This window comes from Paenibacillus sp. FSL K6-2859, from assembly GCF_038008265.1.
In the GTDB taxonomy this organism is placed as follows: Bacteria; Bacillota; Bacilli; order Paenibacillales; family Paenibacillaceae; genus Paenibacillus_AQ; species Paenibacillus_AQ nitricinens.
Genome location: NZ_JBBOYU010000001.1, coordinates 6432970 through 6449315 on the forward strand (window position 1 = coordinate 6432970; position 16346 = coordinate 6449315).

Below are 16346 nucleotides of genomic sequence, written 5' to 3' on the forward strand. Positions count from 1 at the left end.
TCAAAAAATTCAAAAATTTCGTATCCTAATCACGAATTACTATTTACTTAGTTCCGTACAAACGGTCCCCAGCGTCGCCAAGTCCCGGAACGATATATCCATGCTCATTTAAATGATCATCAAGCGCAGCTACGTAAATATCTACATCTGGATGAGCTTCTTGAACTGCAGCGACACCCTCTGGAGCTGCAATCAGGTTCATCATTTTAATTTGTGTACAACCACGCTTCTTCAACGAGGTAATCGCAGCAATCGCAGATCCCCCTGTAGCTAGCATTGGATCAATTACGATTAGCTCACGTTCCTGTACATCTGTAGGAAGCTTGATGTAATACTCGACCGGTTGAAGTGTTTCCGGATCACGGAACAAGCCAACATGTCCTACTTTAGCAGCAGGGAGAAGCTTTAGAACGCCTTCAAGCATCCCTAGACCCGCACGAAGAATAGGAATAAGCCCAAGCATTCTTCCCGAAATCACTTTACTTTCCGTTTCAGTGACCGGCGTTTGTACCGTAATGGTCTCTAGAGGAATATCACGTGTAATCTCATAAGCCATCAATGTGGCTACTTCGTCAACATGCTCTCTAAAATCCTTTGTGTTTGTTCTTACATCGCGAATAAATGTTAATTTGTGTTGAATTAAAGGATGATCGCAAATCACCAATTTTCCCATTTTAATGTCCCTCCGGTAATTGTAAGTCTTGTCTATAACCTCAGAAAGCGCTTTTGCTTCTCAGTGGCTAAATCCTGTCTATTATAGCATTCCCTTCGCTTCATTTCACCTAGAAAGGCACTTGTACTTACATTGAATACTTTCCTATTGTATATCCTTGACCTGAAAGGTAATGATTGGCTGAAATACGCAACCTTCCACTTATAAAACTTAGATTATGTTGTGCAAGTTTTGGTTTTTCATACTATTCACACTCTTTTCACTATTGTTTATGAAAATTCCATGAACTTTCATAAACAATTTCATCAGTTTTCCATCCATTCCCCTATATAATTATGTGAACAATAAACAACAAAAAACCTCCATCAAACCCTAAAATCAGGACTCGATGGAGGTGAACTCATTCATTAATACAAATAAGAACTAGTATTTCAGTTCTGGATAAAGCGGGTACTGGTCCGTCAAATCAGCAACTTGACGAGCTGCCTCAGCCAATTTCGCTTCATCCTTCGGATTCTTCAGAACATTAGCAATAATACGGCCAATAACCACCATTGCTTGCTCGTCCATACCACGGGAAGTAACTGCAGGTGTACCAATACGAATACCACTTGTTACGAAAGGACTTGTAGGATCAAATGGAATTGCGTTTTTATTCACAGTGATTCCAATGGAATCTAGTACTTTTTCCGCATCTTTTCCGGTAATGTTCAGGTTACGCGTATCCAGCAACATCAGGTGGTTATCTGTGCCTCCGGATACAATGTTAATCCCTTCGCTGATTAGCGTTTCCGCGAGAACATTGGCATTTTTCACTACATCCTCAGCATAAGTCTTAAAGGATGGAAGCAAAGCTTCGCCGAGCGCCACTGCTTTTGACGCAATCACATGCATCAATGGTCCGCCTTGGGAACCAGGGAATACGGCTTTATCGATAGCAGCGGCCCATGGCTGTCTGCACATAATCATACCGCCGCGAGGGCCGCGTAAAGTCTTATGTGTAGTAGTTGTAACGAAATGAGCATGAGGAACCGGGCTTGGGTGAAGGCCAGCAGCAACAAGACCTGCGATATGGGCCATATCTACCATAAACAAAGCACCGACATCATTGGCGATAGCACCAAGTTTTTCGAAATCAATAATACGCGGGTACGCACTCGCACCAGCAACAATCATTTTAGGACGATGTTTGAACGCTGCTTTGCGCACTTCGTCGTAATCAATAAGGAAAGTATCTTCTTGCACACCATAAGCAACAAAGTTATATAGCAAACCGGAAGCATTGACTGGACTACCATGTGTTAAATGTCCGCCATGTGCCAAGTTCATACCAAGAACCGTGTCACCCGGCTTGAGCGCCGCCAAATAAACAGCCATATTCGCTTGTGCTCCGGAATGCGGTTGTACGTTAACATGCTCCGCACCGAACAATTCTTTTGCACGATCGCGTGCCAGATTCTCAACGATATCAACATCTTCACAACCACCATAATAACGTTTGCCTGGATAGCCTTCAGCATATTTGTTCGTAAGCACCGAGCCCATAGCTTCCATTACGGCTTCGCTAACGATATTCTCTGAGGCAATAAGCTCAATGTTGGCACGCTGACGTTTCAGTTCCAATTCCATCGCTTCCAGTACTGCCGGGTCACTCTTACGTAATTGTTCCATGTTCTTATTTCCTCCCTAGTGTGTGTAGATATGTTGTATTTAAGTAGAAACGATTTACCTGCTAGACAGAAGCTAAGGTCAATGTTTCTGCAAAAAATATAAAAATAAAGTTCATTAATCGCAAACCTGTGAGCCGCTTTGTTCTGGGGCGCGATATACCGCACGTTCACCGCCAATAAGTGGAGGTCTGGTCCATGCCGCATTCACTCTGGCTGCTCCAATGTATCTTAGAGACGGACGAAAAGGAACAGCTACCCGTCTTAAATGCATTCCTATCAGCGTCTCACCAATGTCTAGACCAGCATGAGCATCAATCGTTTCCGCCAAAACAGGATCTTTCATAGCGTGATAGGCAGCCGCAGCCATCGAACCGCCTGCACCTGGTATAGGTACAGCTGAAACTTCATTTAACCCAAGTGACTCTAGCAAAGAGCGTTCCATTACAAGCGCACGATTCAGATGCTCGCAGCACTGATAAACGAGATGAAATCCTTTTTCCGCTGCGACCAAACGAGCCCCTTCAAGCAGCTGCTGTGCCACTTCAAGCGCACCACCGGTTCCAATCCGGACACCAGCAACCTCACTTGTACTAACTCCAAGGACAACAATTTTACCAGATCCGAGGTTACCAGCTTCCGCCAGCTCCCTTAACACAGTGACAGTAGCTTCAGTTAAAGATAACTCCACAACTTTGTCCATCACCCTACCTCCTCAAGCTTCAAACAAGCTTCATTTAAACAAAAAAGAGCAGTCCGCAGGTAGCTGCGGATTTGCTCTTTTGCCCAGGCGACCGGCCGTTTATTCCGATGCTCCATCGTGGTTTGATCCACATTTGTCGCCAGTTACATCGGAACCGATTAGTTGTAACTTCATCTTAAAGCAAAGCGGACTGAAAATCAACCATTTACAAATGGCGTAAGGATTCCAGTTTATCTAATAAACTAAACAACGAAGTGCGAATCTCTGCAGCAGTAAGCTCATAATCTTCACGCGTACCCCCGAATGGATCAGAAATATCAAAGCTTGGGATACGCTGGCGGATTTCAATCATTCGTTGTAGATCTGTTGCGCTCGGTTCACCACCTAGAGCTATGCTTAACTCAGCATCCGCGTATAGGCTGTCCAATTCTTTAATATCCTCAGTCACAGCTTCTTCATTATGCACATATTCCTTCAATGTATATGTTTTCGATACGGCATCCGGAAAATACTGCAGCAAATGCTGCTTATGTCCACTGGTCAAGGTAAGCACAAGATCGGCCCAAGCAACGGATTGCCCCGTTAATTGCGACGACTCTAAATGATCATGAATGCCTTCTTCCTGCAAAATAGCTGCAGCATGTCTCGATATAGAAGTACCAGAAATGGCAGATACACCTGCAGACCGCACTTCCAGGTCGATTCCACGTTCCTTCGCGAGCTTTCGTAAAAGCCCCTCAGCCATAGGACTACGGCATGTATTACCGGTGCAGACGAATAAAATATGCAGCATGCTTTTGCACCCCCATGAAATTAAAATATGGTAATGCCGTTATTGTATCAAAAGATGAATAACAAGCCAAACCCTAATAAAATAGCCCCGCCCAGCGCTTCTCCATATTCCCCGAGTCCACGACTGACATGCCGCCCAAGAAGTAAGCCGACAATGGACATTAGACCTCCACAGACACCAAAAGCCAGTATGGTCAGAAGCACACCATTCACAAACATCCCTAAGGATACCCCAACAGAAAATGAGTCTACACTAACACTGAGTGAAAGAAGCAGCATTCCCCATAAGGTTCGGTGATTCATAGCTCGCGTACCTACCACTTCCGGACGAAAGGAGTTATACACCATATGTCCGCCTAACAGCACAAGCAGCCCTCCGGCGGCATAAGTCGTTACTTGACCTAGCAAATGTCCGACATAACTTCCCGTTAATAAACCCAGAAGAGGCATCAGCATATGAAAAAAAGCAATGAGCACACTCATTTGTAGAATGTGTAACAGACGAATCCCTTTCATCCCAATGCCTACACCGAGGGAAAATGCATCCATCCCTAATGCAATCGCCATTATAGCAATCGTAACCGTCTGCCCCCAACCGGCATATACATCTCCTATGCCCATGCTTAACCCCCCAAGTCCGAAATATCTTGTACAACAACGATATGCGGACAAGGGGGTAATCATGACTTCATAGGAGATTTCAAATTTGAAGAACCGGTGTTAAAGCTGTAAAGAAGGGGCACCGTGGCTATCCGGCGTCAATGACAGAACCACCGGCTGCCTTCATAAGCCGGTTCATAATGGCAGCGCCGAGGCCTGTATACGGACAAGCCTCGGCCAAGATGTATGTCGCTCCCGCTTCATCGAAGCGCCTCAGCGCGGCATATAGGGAGCGTGCCCCTTCCTCCGGCGAGGATAACGAGCCGAGGGAAAGGACACAGGCGGCAGGGGCGGCGGGATAAAGGGACTTATGCTCCTCGAAGAGGAGCAAGCCCGTTACCTCGCCGCTCAGCTGCGCCGCCTGAAGTAGACTCGCGGCTTCATCCGCAACACGTTGGGGAGAAGATCCGCTCACCACACCGAGCCAGCCGCGCGGCGCGTAGTGCGTGTACTTCATGCCCGGCGCGCGTGGCGCCGAGCTGTCGGAAACAGCTTCTGCACCGTGGTACACCCCCGGTTCATTGGCCACTGGAGCTTCCGCTGCTGCGGAAGTTCCGAATTCTTTAACCACAGCTGGCTCAGCAGCAACGGCTTCTGCCCCCACTACAGCAGCTAACTGCTCCGTAGTAATCCCACCAGGGCGCAGCACGGCAACCTTTCCATCAGGTTGCACCTGAACCACAGTTGACTCCAGTCCGACTCCAGCGGCGCCGCCATCAAGTACACCGTCAATGTATCCGGCCAAGTCTTCCATCACATGTGAAGCTAAAGTCGGACTCGGACGACCTGAACGGTTAGCACTAGGTGCCGCAACGGGACAGCCCGCTGCACTGATCAGCGCCAAAGCTACCGGATGGTCAGGCATACGCACACCTACCGTGTCCAGCCCTGCCGTCACACAGGGTGACAAAACACCCTCACGAACAGGAAGCACGACTGTCAGTGGTCCAGGCCAATAAGCATCCATCAATACCGCAGCCGTAGGATGCACTTCTGTAACCAGCTCGTCCAAGGCTCCTGAATCGGCAATATGAACGATTAGAGGATTATCAGACGGTCGCCCTTTTGCCGCAAAAACAGCCTCAACTGCCGCAGTATTCCGTGCATCCGCACCAAGTCCATAGACCGTTTCGGTCGGAAAAGCGACCGTTCCACCTTCACGAAGCATGGTTGCCGCCTCCACGATGGCTAACTTATTCTCCTCATTAGGCTGAAGTACAACGGAATCCGAAGCTGCATCTTCCAACAAATCCAGTTCCCAATATACAGTCTTATTCCTATTCCCACTCCGCCGTTGAACGGCGAATAAAGGGTCATGTGGTTCATTCATTCTCATCACAGGCTTTCTACAGGATATATATTGAACAATAGCTTTTCTTGCAATCTTAGGATAAATACTCTGGATATTCATTAACTCTGATCTTACCAAAAAGCGGCCCCAATGAAGGCGCCGCAGTCGATCTGCTTATGAAATAGTAACATATCTAGGTTCAAAACTATAGACCATTTCCACAAAACCAAAGGGCTAGCATCAGCATTACGACCATAATCCGCTAATCCAGTTCCAAAGGTTTTGCAGCAGTTCCCAAACGAAGAACCGTACCTCTGGCTCTGCGGAATCTGCTGCCGCAGCATCCTTTGCCGAAGAATCTTCTTGTACAGCTGTCCCTACTGCTGGTTGTGCCTTAGCTCCACTCTCTGCCCCGGCAGCCGAAACCGTCTTCACCCCTTTGTTAGCAGCAGGTGCTGCCGCATCTCCGGAACCCGCATCGATAAAGCATAGTGGCGGAAACAGTACACACCACCAATTTTGTCCCTTGCCTTCACCCAGTGTAACCCGCACAGCCTCGTACTCTCCGGCTGGATAGACCGTACCACCGTATAATTTAGTCGGAAAAGGAACTACACCGAGCTCCACGTTATAGGAATACTGAATGCCTCTTTTCTCCAGCTCCGATCCAACCAATGCATTTAGCTCTGGTAGATGAGTTCTAATTAAAGCGCGTGCCTGCTCTAAGCTCTGCGGGTCCTCAAGTGCAGTTACCCACTGGTTCATTTGCTCCACGATTGTATCGCGGATCTGCCGCTTCACTAACTGATCCTGCGTTCCATCCGAATTCGCCAAAATACGCAGCCGGATAGAATCCTGTGGAATCGTTACTTCGGCTACTGCTGCATCGGTTTTTTGACCTTCCCAGGCCATGATAACGATCATGAAAAAACAAATTAAAATGGCAGTATACTTAAAAGTTACACGTAAGGAATCTCTTTTATCCATATGATTATCGTTCATTTGTAGCAGCCCCTCTCCTCTTAACACTCATGCTAGTAGTATGTCCAGAGAAGAGAGACTACAAACCTATGAATCTATTAAATCTATAACTTCATGGGAATCGCGTTAGGCAATTGCAAATCATCCTCAACATCCCGTCCATATAGATGCACACTCATCACAATCCCCATGCAGGCCATATTGATTAAAAGTGATGTGCCTCCATAACTGATGAACGGAAGTGTAATTCCAGTAAGCGGCATTAGGCCGATAAAAGCTCCAATATTCTCTAAGATTTGATATAGCAGCATAGCTGTAATTCCAATAATTAAAAACGGACCGCTGCGCTCCCTACTCTCTAGAGCAATCAGTATCATCCGATGGAGCAAAATAAAGAAGAGCAGAAGCAGCAGCGCTGAACCTACGAATCCAAACTCCTCCGCAACCTGTACGAATATGGCATCCGAATACGTATATGGAACACGGTTACTCTGCACAGAGCTTCCTTGCATGTACCCCTCGCCGTTCATCCCTCCGGAGGCAATAGCCACTTTAGCATTTTTCGTGTGATAGCTTGCATCATCTGACGCCAAATCAGGTACGAGCCAAGGATCAAAACGATCCACTAAATGCTTCCTGCTAAGGGTCTCCTCAAAGAAATATACCGCTTCATCATGATAGTGAATATAGCTCAGAATTCCTGCAAGACCCAATCCGCCAACGATTAGTAATCCGATGAGTGCATGTGAAATTTTGATATTCCCGATCCATAGAAGACCGATTAATATTACGATGTAGCTTAGCGCATTTCCCAGATCATTCTGTACAATAACTATCGTAAAGGGGAGCAATGTAAGAAGCGCCAGTGGGACGACTCCCTTCCAGAAGGTTAGCGTGGCTCCTTGTTTACGGACCAGTATGGACGCGAGTAAAAGAATCAATATCAACTTAAAAAGCTCCGCAGGTTGAAAGCTAAGTCCACCTATCTCTAGCCCTAATTGCGCACCGTTCTTTACCTTTCCAAAAAAACTAACCGACACTAGCAGACCAACACCGAAGATATAAATATAAAGAGCATATTTAACAAATATCCTATAGTCCACGAAGGTAAGCACAAAAAACGCTACAAACCCTACAATGTAGTATTTAAGCATTTGTAGATGGAACCCATCTAGCTTCTGAACTAATCTACCATTAGTCACGCTGTATATCGAAAGAATACTAATGACCATGAGCATAACTAGAACAATAAGAATCACGCTATCGATCTTCTTGAGCTTTTCAAGCATACGCAAACTCCTTACTCTATTAAGGTTCCAACCATCCTCACCTGAGGAAAGTCTCTCCTTTCTATTGTAGAGCATTCAAGGCCGCAATTCCAAATTTATGTAATACATCCGATATCAGAGATTCACTTCCCAAAATAAAAAACCGCCAGTTCCCATCCTTAAAAGATGAGTTTCTGACGGTTATATTGTGATTTAGTGATTAAACCTGTTTGGCGGCTGCATAAGGAGTAGGCTTAGGTAAATCTTCCTCTACATCTTGCCCATGCAGACGCACACTCATTACCAGTCCAATACTGGCCATGTTGATAAGCAGAGAGGTACCTCCGAAGCTGATGAAAGGCAACGTGATACCTGTCAAAGGCATCAGACCAATAAACGCGCCAATATTCTCAAAAATCTGATACAGCATCATCGCGACAATGCCGACGATCAGAAATGGACCTGCTCGATCTCTGGCTTCCAGCGCAATCAGGATCATTCGATGAATCAGGATAAAATATAGTAGCAGCACAAAGGCAGATCCTACGAATCCAAATTCCTCGGCAATCTGTACAAAGATGGAGTCTGAATACGTATAAGGCACGCGATCCGTCTGTACAGAGCTACCATTCATGTAGCCCTCGCCACTCATCCCACCTGAGGCAATCGCAAGCTTCGCGTTCTTGGTATGATAAAGAGCTTTCGCTGTCGCTTTATCCGGAACAAGCCATGGGTCGAAACGTTCAATCCAGTGCGACCGGCCAATATCATTAAGGAACGTTTTAATTTCGTCATGATAATGAATATAACTCATAATTCCCGCAATCGCAGAGCTTGCTACAATCACCAGCGCGATTAATGCGTGAGTGTACTTAATATTTCCAATCCACAACAGACCTGCAAGAATCACAATGTAAGACAAGGCATTCCCAAGGTCATTCTGTGTAAGCACAATAAGAAACGGAAATAAGGTTAAGAGGCCGAGCGGCACAACATCCCGCCAAAACAAGAGTTTACTTTTATTCTTACGCACAAGCATTGCTGCCAGAAATAAAATCAATATTAGTTTGAATAGCTCGGCAGGCTGAAGGCTCAGTCCTCCAGGGAGGGACAACCAGCCTTGGGCATTATTCTTGGTCTCGCCCAAAAAGCTAACGAGGACCAGGATACCTATCCCAAACAAATAAATATATAGCGCGTATTTCACTAAAATTCTGTAATCTAAAAAGGTCATTCCAATAAAAGCAATAAAGCCAATTGCATAATACATCATCATACGGATATGATGTCCGTCCAGCTTTTCTCTTCCATGAGTCACACTATATATGGCGAAGATGCTGACAGTCATGAGTAATAACAGAACGACTACGATAGCACCATCAATTTTTTTAATCTTCTGAAGCACGTTCTGCCTCCCTACTCTAAATCTGGGCTTTCTTTTATGGTTCACCAAGAAGTCCGGTTAAATTCTATTGTAAAGGAAGTCGGGTTGAAAATACAATTTTACTCCCCGATCAACAGGAGTCCCTTGCACAGCAGGCAGTATTATCGTGCTATACCTAGCACATGACGTGGAATTCCAGCCAGATCATTAATGGTGATGATCTCTTTCCAATGGCCCGCCGCTTCAAGTAGCGCGGCCACTTGCTCGGCTTGCCCGAAGCCGAGTTCAAAGCCAATCAGGCGCGGCGGTGCCGGGAGCAGCGCCAGTTGCTCCATCATGCGGCGGTACGGGTCCAGCCCGTCCGCTCCGCCATCCAGCGCAGTGCGCGGCTCATGGTCGCGCACCTCACGCTGCAGCCCGGCGATATCCTCGCCGGGAATGTACGGCGGGTTGGAGACGAGAATTTCCGTCTCCATCCCCGCGAACGGCTCGAGCAGATCGCCGAGCCGAAAGTCCACAGCTGTGCCGGAGCGCATCGCATTGCGCTTCGCCACAGCTAGGGCCTCCGGCGAAATGTCGCCGGCGCAGACCCGCCACGCCGGCGCTTCCGCCGCCAGCGTGACGGAGATCGCTCCGCTGCCGGCGCCGATATCGACGGCGGTCAGCGGCCGTATGGCGCGTCCACTTTCCGCGCCGCCCGCACGATCTTGCGCTGCTGCTAACGAAGCAGCGCCTTCTTCCTGCGCCAGTTCACTCGGCGCAACCGTACCGTCCGGCCAGAGCTCCGCGCCGTACCGCAAAATCGCCTCGACGAGCAGCTCCGTCTCCGGCCGTGGAATAAGCACATCCGGCGTCACTTCAAAGGGACGCCCGTAGAACTCTTGCTCGCCGATGATATATTGCACCGGCTCACCCTTACTCCGGCGGGTAACTCCCGCCTCCCATTTTCCCTTGACCGCAGCCGGAAAAGAATCCGCCAGCGCCATATAATACGCTGCCCCGGACAAGCCAAGCACATGCTCAAGCAGTAATTGCGCACTACGCTGCGGTTCATTACAACCGCTCTGGCTCAAAAAAGAAGAAGCCTCCGCAAAGGCTTCCCGGATGCTTTTCACTTCCGACATGACAAATACGCCATCGTTCAAAGCATTATTATCCATTGTCCATACTATCCATCAAATCAGCTTGTTCAGCAATTGAAAGAGCCGAAATAATTTCAGTGATTTCTCCGTTCATAACCTGCTCCAAACGATGCAGTGTCAAGCCAATACGATGATCTGTAACCCGGCTCTGCGGGAAGTTATACGTCCGAATACGCTCACTACGATCACCCGTACCTACTTTGCTCTTCCGTTCACCAGCATACTTCGCTTCTTCTTCCTGCCGTTTCATATCAGAAATACGGGCACGAAGAACTTGTAACGCTTTATCCTTATTGGAGTTCTGTGACTTACCATCCTGACAGGTAGCAACGATGCCTGTAGGTACATGGGTTACACGTACTGCAGATTTGGTTGTATTTACAGACTGTCCGCCTGCACCACTTGAACAGAAGGTATCCACACGAATATCTTTATCATGGATTTCAATCTCAAATGCCTCAGCTTCCGGCATCACCGATACGGTAGAAGTAGAGGTATGAATACGTCCACCGGATTCAGTCGCTGGGATACGTTGTACGCGATGCGCACCACTTTCATATTTCAGCTTACTGTATGCACCGCGGCCGTTAATAAGGAAGATTACCTCTTTAAATCCACCAAGGTCACTCGCGTTGACATCCATTAACTCCACGCGCCAGCCTTGTGAATCTGCAAACCGGGTGTACATCCGGTAAAGATCGGAAGCAAACAATGCTGCTTCATCTCCGCCCGCTGCACCACGAATTTCGACGATTACGTTCTTATCATCATTTGGGTCTTTAGGCAGCAGTAATACTCGGATTTGCTCTTCCAGCTCTACCTGACGTTTGGAAAGGTCGTCAATTTCCGTCTTGACCATTTCCTTCATCTCATCATCAAGCTTTTCGCCTTGCATTTGCTTAGCAGCTTCAAGCTCTTCCATTACATTCTTATATTCAGTATACGCCTCAAATGCAGGCTGTAGGTCTGATTGTTCTTTGGAATAATCCCTCAGTTTCTTACTGTCGTTTGCAACATCCGGATCACAAAGCAGTTCACTGAGCTTCTCATAGCGGTCCGCCAGGGATTGCAATCGGTCCAACAAGGGAATTCACCTCTCCTAGTTCAATTTCAAATTCGCAAATAAAGACATTAAAACACATGTCATAAAATTAGATATACGACTTTATATTATACCAAAGATATTGTGAAATGGCTACAGTTCGGTACGCGAAAACACCTTAATAAATGACTTATATTTTAAAAAAGACCACCCCAGCAGTAGATACCCTCTACCGACTGAGATGACCCTCTTATTCTTAGTACACTTTAGTCCTCTTAAACGTTGAAACGGAAATGCATAACGTCGCCGTCTTGCACCAAATATTCCTTACCTTCAAGGCGCAATTGACCACGTTCTTTCGCACCATTCATCGAACCCGCTGCCACAAGATCTGCGTAAGCCACTACCTCAGCACGGATAAATCCACGTTCAAAATCTGTGTGAATTACACCAGCAGCGCCGGGTGCTTTAGTTCCCTTACGAATGGTCCACGCACGAACTTCTTGAACGCCTGCCGTGAAATACGTATACAAGCCTAGCAGCTTGTAAGCTGCTTTGATCAAACGGTTCAAACCAGATTCTTCTAGCCCAAGTTCTTCTAGGAACATCGCTTTATCTTCGCCCTCAAGCTCGGCAATTTCAGCTTCTACCTTTGCGCTGATCGGAACAACTTCAGCACCTTCAGTTGCTGCAAATTCACGCACTTGCTGCACATAAGGATTGTCCTCTGCACTTGCAACTTCTTCTTCGCTTACATTCGCCGCATACAGCACTGGCTTTAATGTTAACAAATGAAGATCACGGATAATAAGCTTCTCGTCATCGGACAATTCAATACTACGTGCAGGTTTGTCTTCGTAGAGAACTTCTTTGACACGTTCAAGCAGTTCAACTTCTTGAGCGTATTTCTTGTCGCCACCTTTGATGTTCTTACGGGAGCGCTCAATCCGCTTCTCAATGCTCTCAATGTCAGCAAGAATCAGTTCCAAATTAATGGTCTGAATGTCGCTGATCGGATTTACTTTTCCATCCACGTGGGTAACGTTCTCATCTTCAAAGCAGCGAACGACATGAACGATAGCATCCACTTCACGAATATGAGCTAGGAACTTGTTGCCTAATCCCTCACCTTTACTTGCACCGCGCACAAGGCCAGCGATATCAACGAATTCAAAAGCAGTAGGTACAGTCTTGTTAGGTTGTACCAGCTCAGTCAGTTTATCAAGACGTTCGTCCGGAACTTCAACGACACCAACGTTAGGATCAATCGTGCAAAAAGGGTAGTTTGCGGATTCTGCTCCCGCTTGCGTTATTGCATTAAACAATGTGGATTTTCCTACGTTAGGAAGACCGACGATTCCAGCTTTCAAAGCCATTTATATGACAACTCCTATTTTCAGCTAAATTGATCATCCGAATAAGTAATACGATCTAAACCATTATATATTAGAACATATTCTCCAGCAACACCGGATGTCTTACAGATGTGTCAATCCAGCCTTATCCAAGCGCGTCCATTTCAATGGGATTTGGCAAGTTGCAATACCTTTTGCACCGCCGGCTGATCCAATAGGGGCTTAGAAGTATCTGGATCAACTTCCACATCAGGGACCGTCTTCACTTCCTCGTTACAGCTTCCATCAGAGTTCAGACCCATCTCAAAGGAAAACCTGAACACAAAACCGCTATTAGGCAATGCAACGACAAGTGGATCTATCCCTAGTCCATCCCCACCTGTTCTGCCACCTACAACCGTTGCAAACCCGGTGCCTTTTGCAAATGCTGCAAAACCTTCCGATGCTGAATACACAGAGCTGTCTACCAGCAAATAGATTTTCCCTTTAAATCCAACGTAATGATTAGGAGTTACTGCATCAGCTATTTTTCTATAAGTTTTAAACATCTTTAAAGCTTCAGCTGGCAGATTGGGCAGCTGCTCGTCTTTGATGCCGGAAATAGGTTGTTGCCCCTTTGTGATCTGACGTGCCTGCATAAAGGTCTCAGCATATCTGCCTCTTGTATAAAGTAAGTATGTATTGTATTCGATAGGTTTATTAATCAGCAGAGGAGCAATATGAACTCTCCAGTAATTACTGTTTCCTCCGCCATTTCCACGGATATCTAGAATTAATGTTTTATAATCTTTTACTTCTACCAGAAAATCATGAATTTCTGAACTGTCCATCTCCATAAATCTGCCGTCAAAGCTTCGCAGGCCTAGATACGCTATTTGATCAGGCTCTAAAATGACCTTTTTTATATTTCCGGAAGTCTCTCCTGCTTGACTCCCTGCCGCACCACTATTCATATCGTTAACGATGTCATTAGAGTTTTGCTGCTCCGCTAAAGGTTTCTGGTTATAACGAGCCAATACATTAGGCTGCTGAAACACGTTGATCCAAGGCTCATAACCAAAACCTAACTGAACATAGATATTTAGATACCAAGGGTATTCTTCCTTAGAAATAAAATTCGTATGCCCATTATTTAACCTGCTAAGGACGAATCTCATTCGTCTCAAAAATTCATCATCCGTCTTTGTGGCTGCAATTTTATTACGGTACTCTTCTTTATTTGCAAGCCAATCCTCTCCGTTCAGACGCTTATTCACCTCTAGGAAAGGATAATTCTCCTCAATAATCTTCCACATGTAATCAAAGTCTTCTAGTCTCTGCTTCACTGTCAATGGAGACACCGCTGCTTCAGGCAGTTTTTCCGCTACCTTTGAAGAGACTACCGGCGCATTCGGACTTGCCTGAACTTGCTCAGACTCCAATTGCTTTCTCCCTGGCAAATCTCCACTGTTACAACTAACCATTAACAGTATTGCAGTCGCAGATATAACCACCGACAATACAAACCTTGGTCTCACCTTAATCCCCCTTCTAATATTCCATATCACCGAATCCATTTTCAGGAATTTATTTAATAATCATATTTTTCTACTCCTCCCAATTCAAATATATTTATCACAATTATTTACATTGTATTTCTTAGAACAACAAAAAAAGACCTCTTTCGAGGTCTCCACGGATAGTATTATAAATCTTTAGACATCGTAATGTCGGTTACGGTATATCCCATTTTTTTGTACAGTTCAAATGCACGATTGTTCTGACCGAAGACATGTAACCCGATTCTTGTGACGTTCATTTCACGAGCTTCTTCATCAAGTGCGATCATAGCCTGCTTGCCATAACCTTTACTCTGATACGGTTCGAAAATGTAGAAATCATATATAAACGCCTCTCGCCCACCACGGCCTTCACTTACATTAAACCAGATATATCCCACTTGGATATCACTACTTATTTCTACTATGGAGTATAGATAAGCGCCATCTGTATTTAACCCTTTGGGCAGAGATTGTGTTATTGCTTCTTCCGATAGCTTCATCGCGATTTCAGGATCCCAAGCGCCGGCTTTAATCTTGTCTTCAGCGTAGTCACGAGTAGCTTGACCCAAGAAAAATTGAAAGGCGGACTCATCCATATGAACCAATTTAATCATCTTCTTTTTTCACTTCCTCGCTTCTATATTTACCACATTCTTTTATTTACGTATTAAACGGGGAGTCCCACGTAAAGTTGCTAAATCGGGAGCTCCGATACCGAACATTGCTATCTTAAGCTCCAGCTCTACCTGAGCCAGTGCAGCTTCTAGCGCCTCTTCGGAATCTACTGCTGGCCCTAACAGATTGCGTCCAAAACCTGCTAAATTAGCACCGAGAGCTAATGCCTTCGCCGCATCCACGCCATGCTTCAAGCCGCCGCTGCCAATTAAAGCCCCTTTCGGGGAGACAGCACGCACTTCTGCAATGCATTCTGCGGTTGGAGTACCCCAGTCCGCGAAAGCTTCAGCCGCTGCGCGCCGTATAGGGTCTCTACTCCGAAACTTCTCGACCTGACTCCATGATGTTCCACCCGCACCCGCTACATCAACAAAAGCTACCCCTGCATTATAAAGATGCGCTGCTGTATCACCGTCAATGCCCCAGCCGACTTCTTTTACACCTACAGGAACCTCAAGTGCACGGCATACGTTTGCTATCTGCGATAGTAAGGAGGCAAAGCCAGTATTCCCTTCCGGTTGAAAGACCTCTTGCAGACCATTGAGATGCAGGACAAGAAAATCTGCACCAGCAATATCCACAGCCCGGCGGCATTCCTCAATCCCGAAACCATAGGACAGCTGTACGGCGCCGATATTAGCGATAACCGGTATATCAGGTGCTTTGTCCCGTACATAAAAGGTTTCGGTTAGCTCAGAGCGCTCCACCGCCGCCCGCACAGAACCAACACCTAGCGCCCATCCACGACGCTGTGCTGCCTCTGCTAATCGGGCATTGATGGCTCCGGTAGCGGCACTTCCACCTGTCATCGAGCTGATCAGCAGCGGTGTACGCAGCTCACGTTCCAGAAAGGTAGTCTGCAAGGATATATCATCAAAATTCAGCTCTGGAAGAGCATTATGCCGAAATCGGTATTGTTCAAACCCCGTAGTCACACCGACGCCACCGACTTCTTCATTTAGACAAAGGCGTACATGTTCTATTTTGCGTTCACCTGTCCTTGATGCAGGCAATAAAGACTTCTTGTCCGAAACCTCTACAATTGGTAGGCCATTGTCATGATCCGCGCCAGACTGCCTATTCGCATCATATGGCACGGCCTCTTCTGGCGTATGATTCATGCTCCGTTCCTCCTATTCCTAAACTGTACTTATTATAACATATCCCTACAG

General features: G+C 46.4%; 15 protein-coding genes and 1 riboswitch. All 15 genes read right to left on the reverse strand.

Going from position 1 to position 16346, the window contains the following annotated elements:
• Nucleotides 1-43 precede the first annotated feature (43 nt).
• Entirely contained in the window at nt 44-673 is a 630-nt protein-coding gene (gene upp, locus MHB64_RS28730) for a uracil phosphoribosyltransferase (protein ID WP_094871130.1), read from the reverse strand.
• 423 nt (nt 674-1096) lie between these two features.
• On the reverse strand, nt 1097-2344 hold the full coding sequence (glyA, locus tag MHB64_RS28735) for a serine hydroxymethyltransferase (RefSeq protein ID WP_094877959.1): 1248 nt from the start codon (nt 2342-2344) through the stop codon (nt 1097-1099).
• A gap of 114 nt (nt 2345-2458) precedes the next feature.
• Nucleotides 2459-3043: a TIGR01440 family protein gene (locus MHB64_RS28740; RefSeq protein WP_094871126.1), complete on the reverse strand. Its 585-nt coding sequence runs from the start codon at nt 3041-3043 to the stop codon at nt 2459-2461.
• A 74-nt stretch (nt 3044-3117) separates the two neighbouring features.
• Nucleotides 3118-3200: riboswitch (ZMP/ZTP riboswitch) on the reverse strand.
• Nucleotides 3201-3248: 48 nt separating this feature from the next.
• Complete coding sequence (locus MHB64_RS28745; protein ID WP_094871124.1) at nt 3249-3836, reverse strand: low molecular weight protein arginine phosphatase; 588 nt, start codon at nt 3834-3836, stop codon at nt 3249-3251.
• A gap of 47 nt (nt 3837-3883) precedes the next feature.
• Nucleotides 3884-4456 carry a manganese efflux pump MntP gene (locus tag MHB64_RS28750; RefSeq protein WP_094871122.1) on the reverse strand — a complete coding sequence of 191 codons (573 nt, stop codon included), beginning with the start codon at nt 4454-4456 and terminating at the stop codon, nt 3884-3886.
• Between the two features lie 127 nt (nt 4457-4583).
• A complete protein-coding gene (locus MHB64_RS28755; RefSeq protein ID WP_341135894.1) occupies nt 4584-5825 on the reverse strand; it encodes an L-threonylcarbamoyladenylate synthase in 1242 nt (413 codons plus the stop codon).
• Nucleotides 5826-6032: 207 nt separating this feature from the next.
• A complete protein-coding gene (spoIIR, locus tag MHB64_RS28760) occupies nt 6033-6788 on the reverse strand; it encodes a stage II sporulation protein R (protein ID WP_341135895.1) in 756 nt (251 codons plus the stop codon).
• Nucleotides 6789-6871: 83 nt separating this feature from the next.
• Nucleotides 6872-8056 (reverse strand): FtsW/RodA/SpoVE family cell cycle protein, encoded by a 1185-nt coding sequence (locus tag MHB64_RS28765; RefSeq protein WP_341135896.1) that lies wholly within the window; start codon nt 8054-8056, stop codon nt 6872-6874.
• Nucleotides 8057-8255: 199 nt separating this feature from the next.
• Nucleotides 8256-9440, reverse strand: a complete 1185-nt coding sequence (locus MHB64_RS28770; protein WP_042192492.1) for an FtsW/RodA/SpoVE family cell cycle protein — start codon at nt 9438-9440, stop codon at nt 8256-8258.
• Nucleotides 9441-9580: 140 nt separating this feature from the next.
• Complete coding sequence (gene prmC / locus MHB64_RS28775; RefSeq protein ID WP_341135897.1) at nt 9581-10579, reverse strand: peptide chain release factor N(5)-glutamine methyltransferase; 999 nt, start codon at nt 10577-10579, stop codon at nt 9581-9583.
• The gene (gene prfA, locus MHB64_RS28780) at nt 10572-11645 is read right to left on the reverse strand and encodes a peptide chain release factor 1 (protein WP_094871115.1); all 1074 of its coding nucleotides are present in this window, start codon (nt 11643-11645) and stop codon (nt 10572-10574) included. The genes prmC and prfA overlap by 8 nt, the downstream gene beginning before the upstream one ends.
• Nucleotides 11646-11878: 233 nt before the next feature.
• Nucleotides 11879-12979, reverse strand: coding sequence for a redox-regulated ATPase YchF (gene ychF, locus MHB64_RS28785; RefSeq protein ID WP_042131387.1), 1101 nt, complete (start codon nt 12977-12979; stop codon nt 11879-11881).
• Nucleotides 12980-13122: 143 nt separating this feature from the next.
• Nucleotides 13123-14475, reverse strand: a complete 1353-nt coding sequence (locus MHB64_RS28790) for a S41 family peptidase (protein ID WP_341135898.1) — start codon at nt 14473-14475, stop codon at nt 13123-13125.
• A gap of 167 nt (nt 14476-14642) precedes the next feature.
• Nucleotides 14643-15113 carry a GNAT family N-acetyltransferase gene (locus MHB64_RS28795; protein WP_256989866.1) on the reverse strand — a complete coding sequence of 157 codons (471 nt, stop codon included), beginning with the start codon at nt 15111-15113 and terminating at the stop codon, nt 14643-14645.
• A gap of 42 nt (nt 15114-15155) precedes the next feature.
• Nucleotides 15156-16295 carry a type 2 isopentenyl-diphosphate Delta-isomerase gene (fni, locus tag MHB64_RS28800; RefSeq protein ID WP_094871109.1) on the reverse strand — a complete coding sequence of 380 codons (1140 nt, stop codon included), beginning with the start codon at nt 16293-16295 and terminating at the stop codon, nt 15156-15158.
• Nucleotides 16296-16346 lie beyond the last annotated feature (51 nt).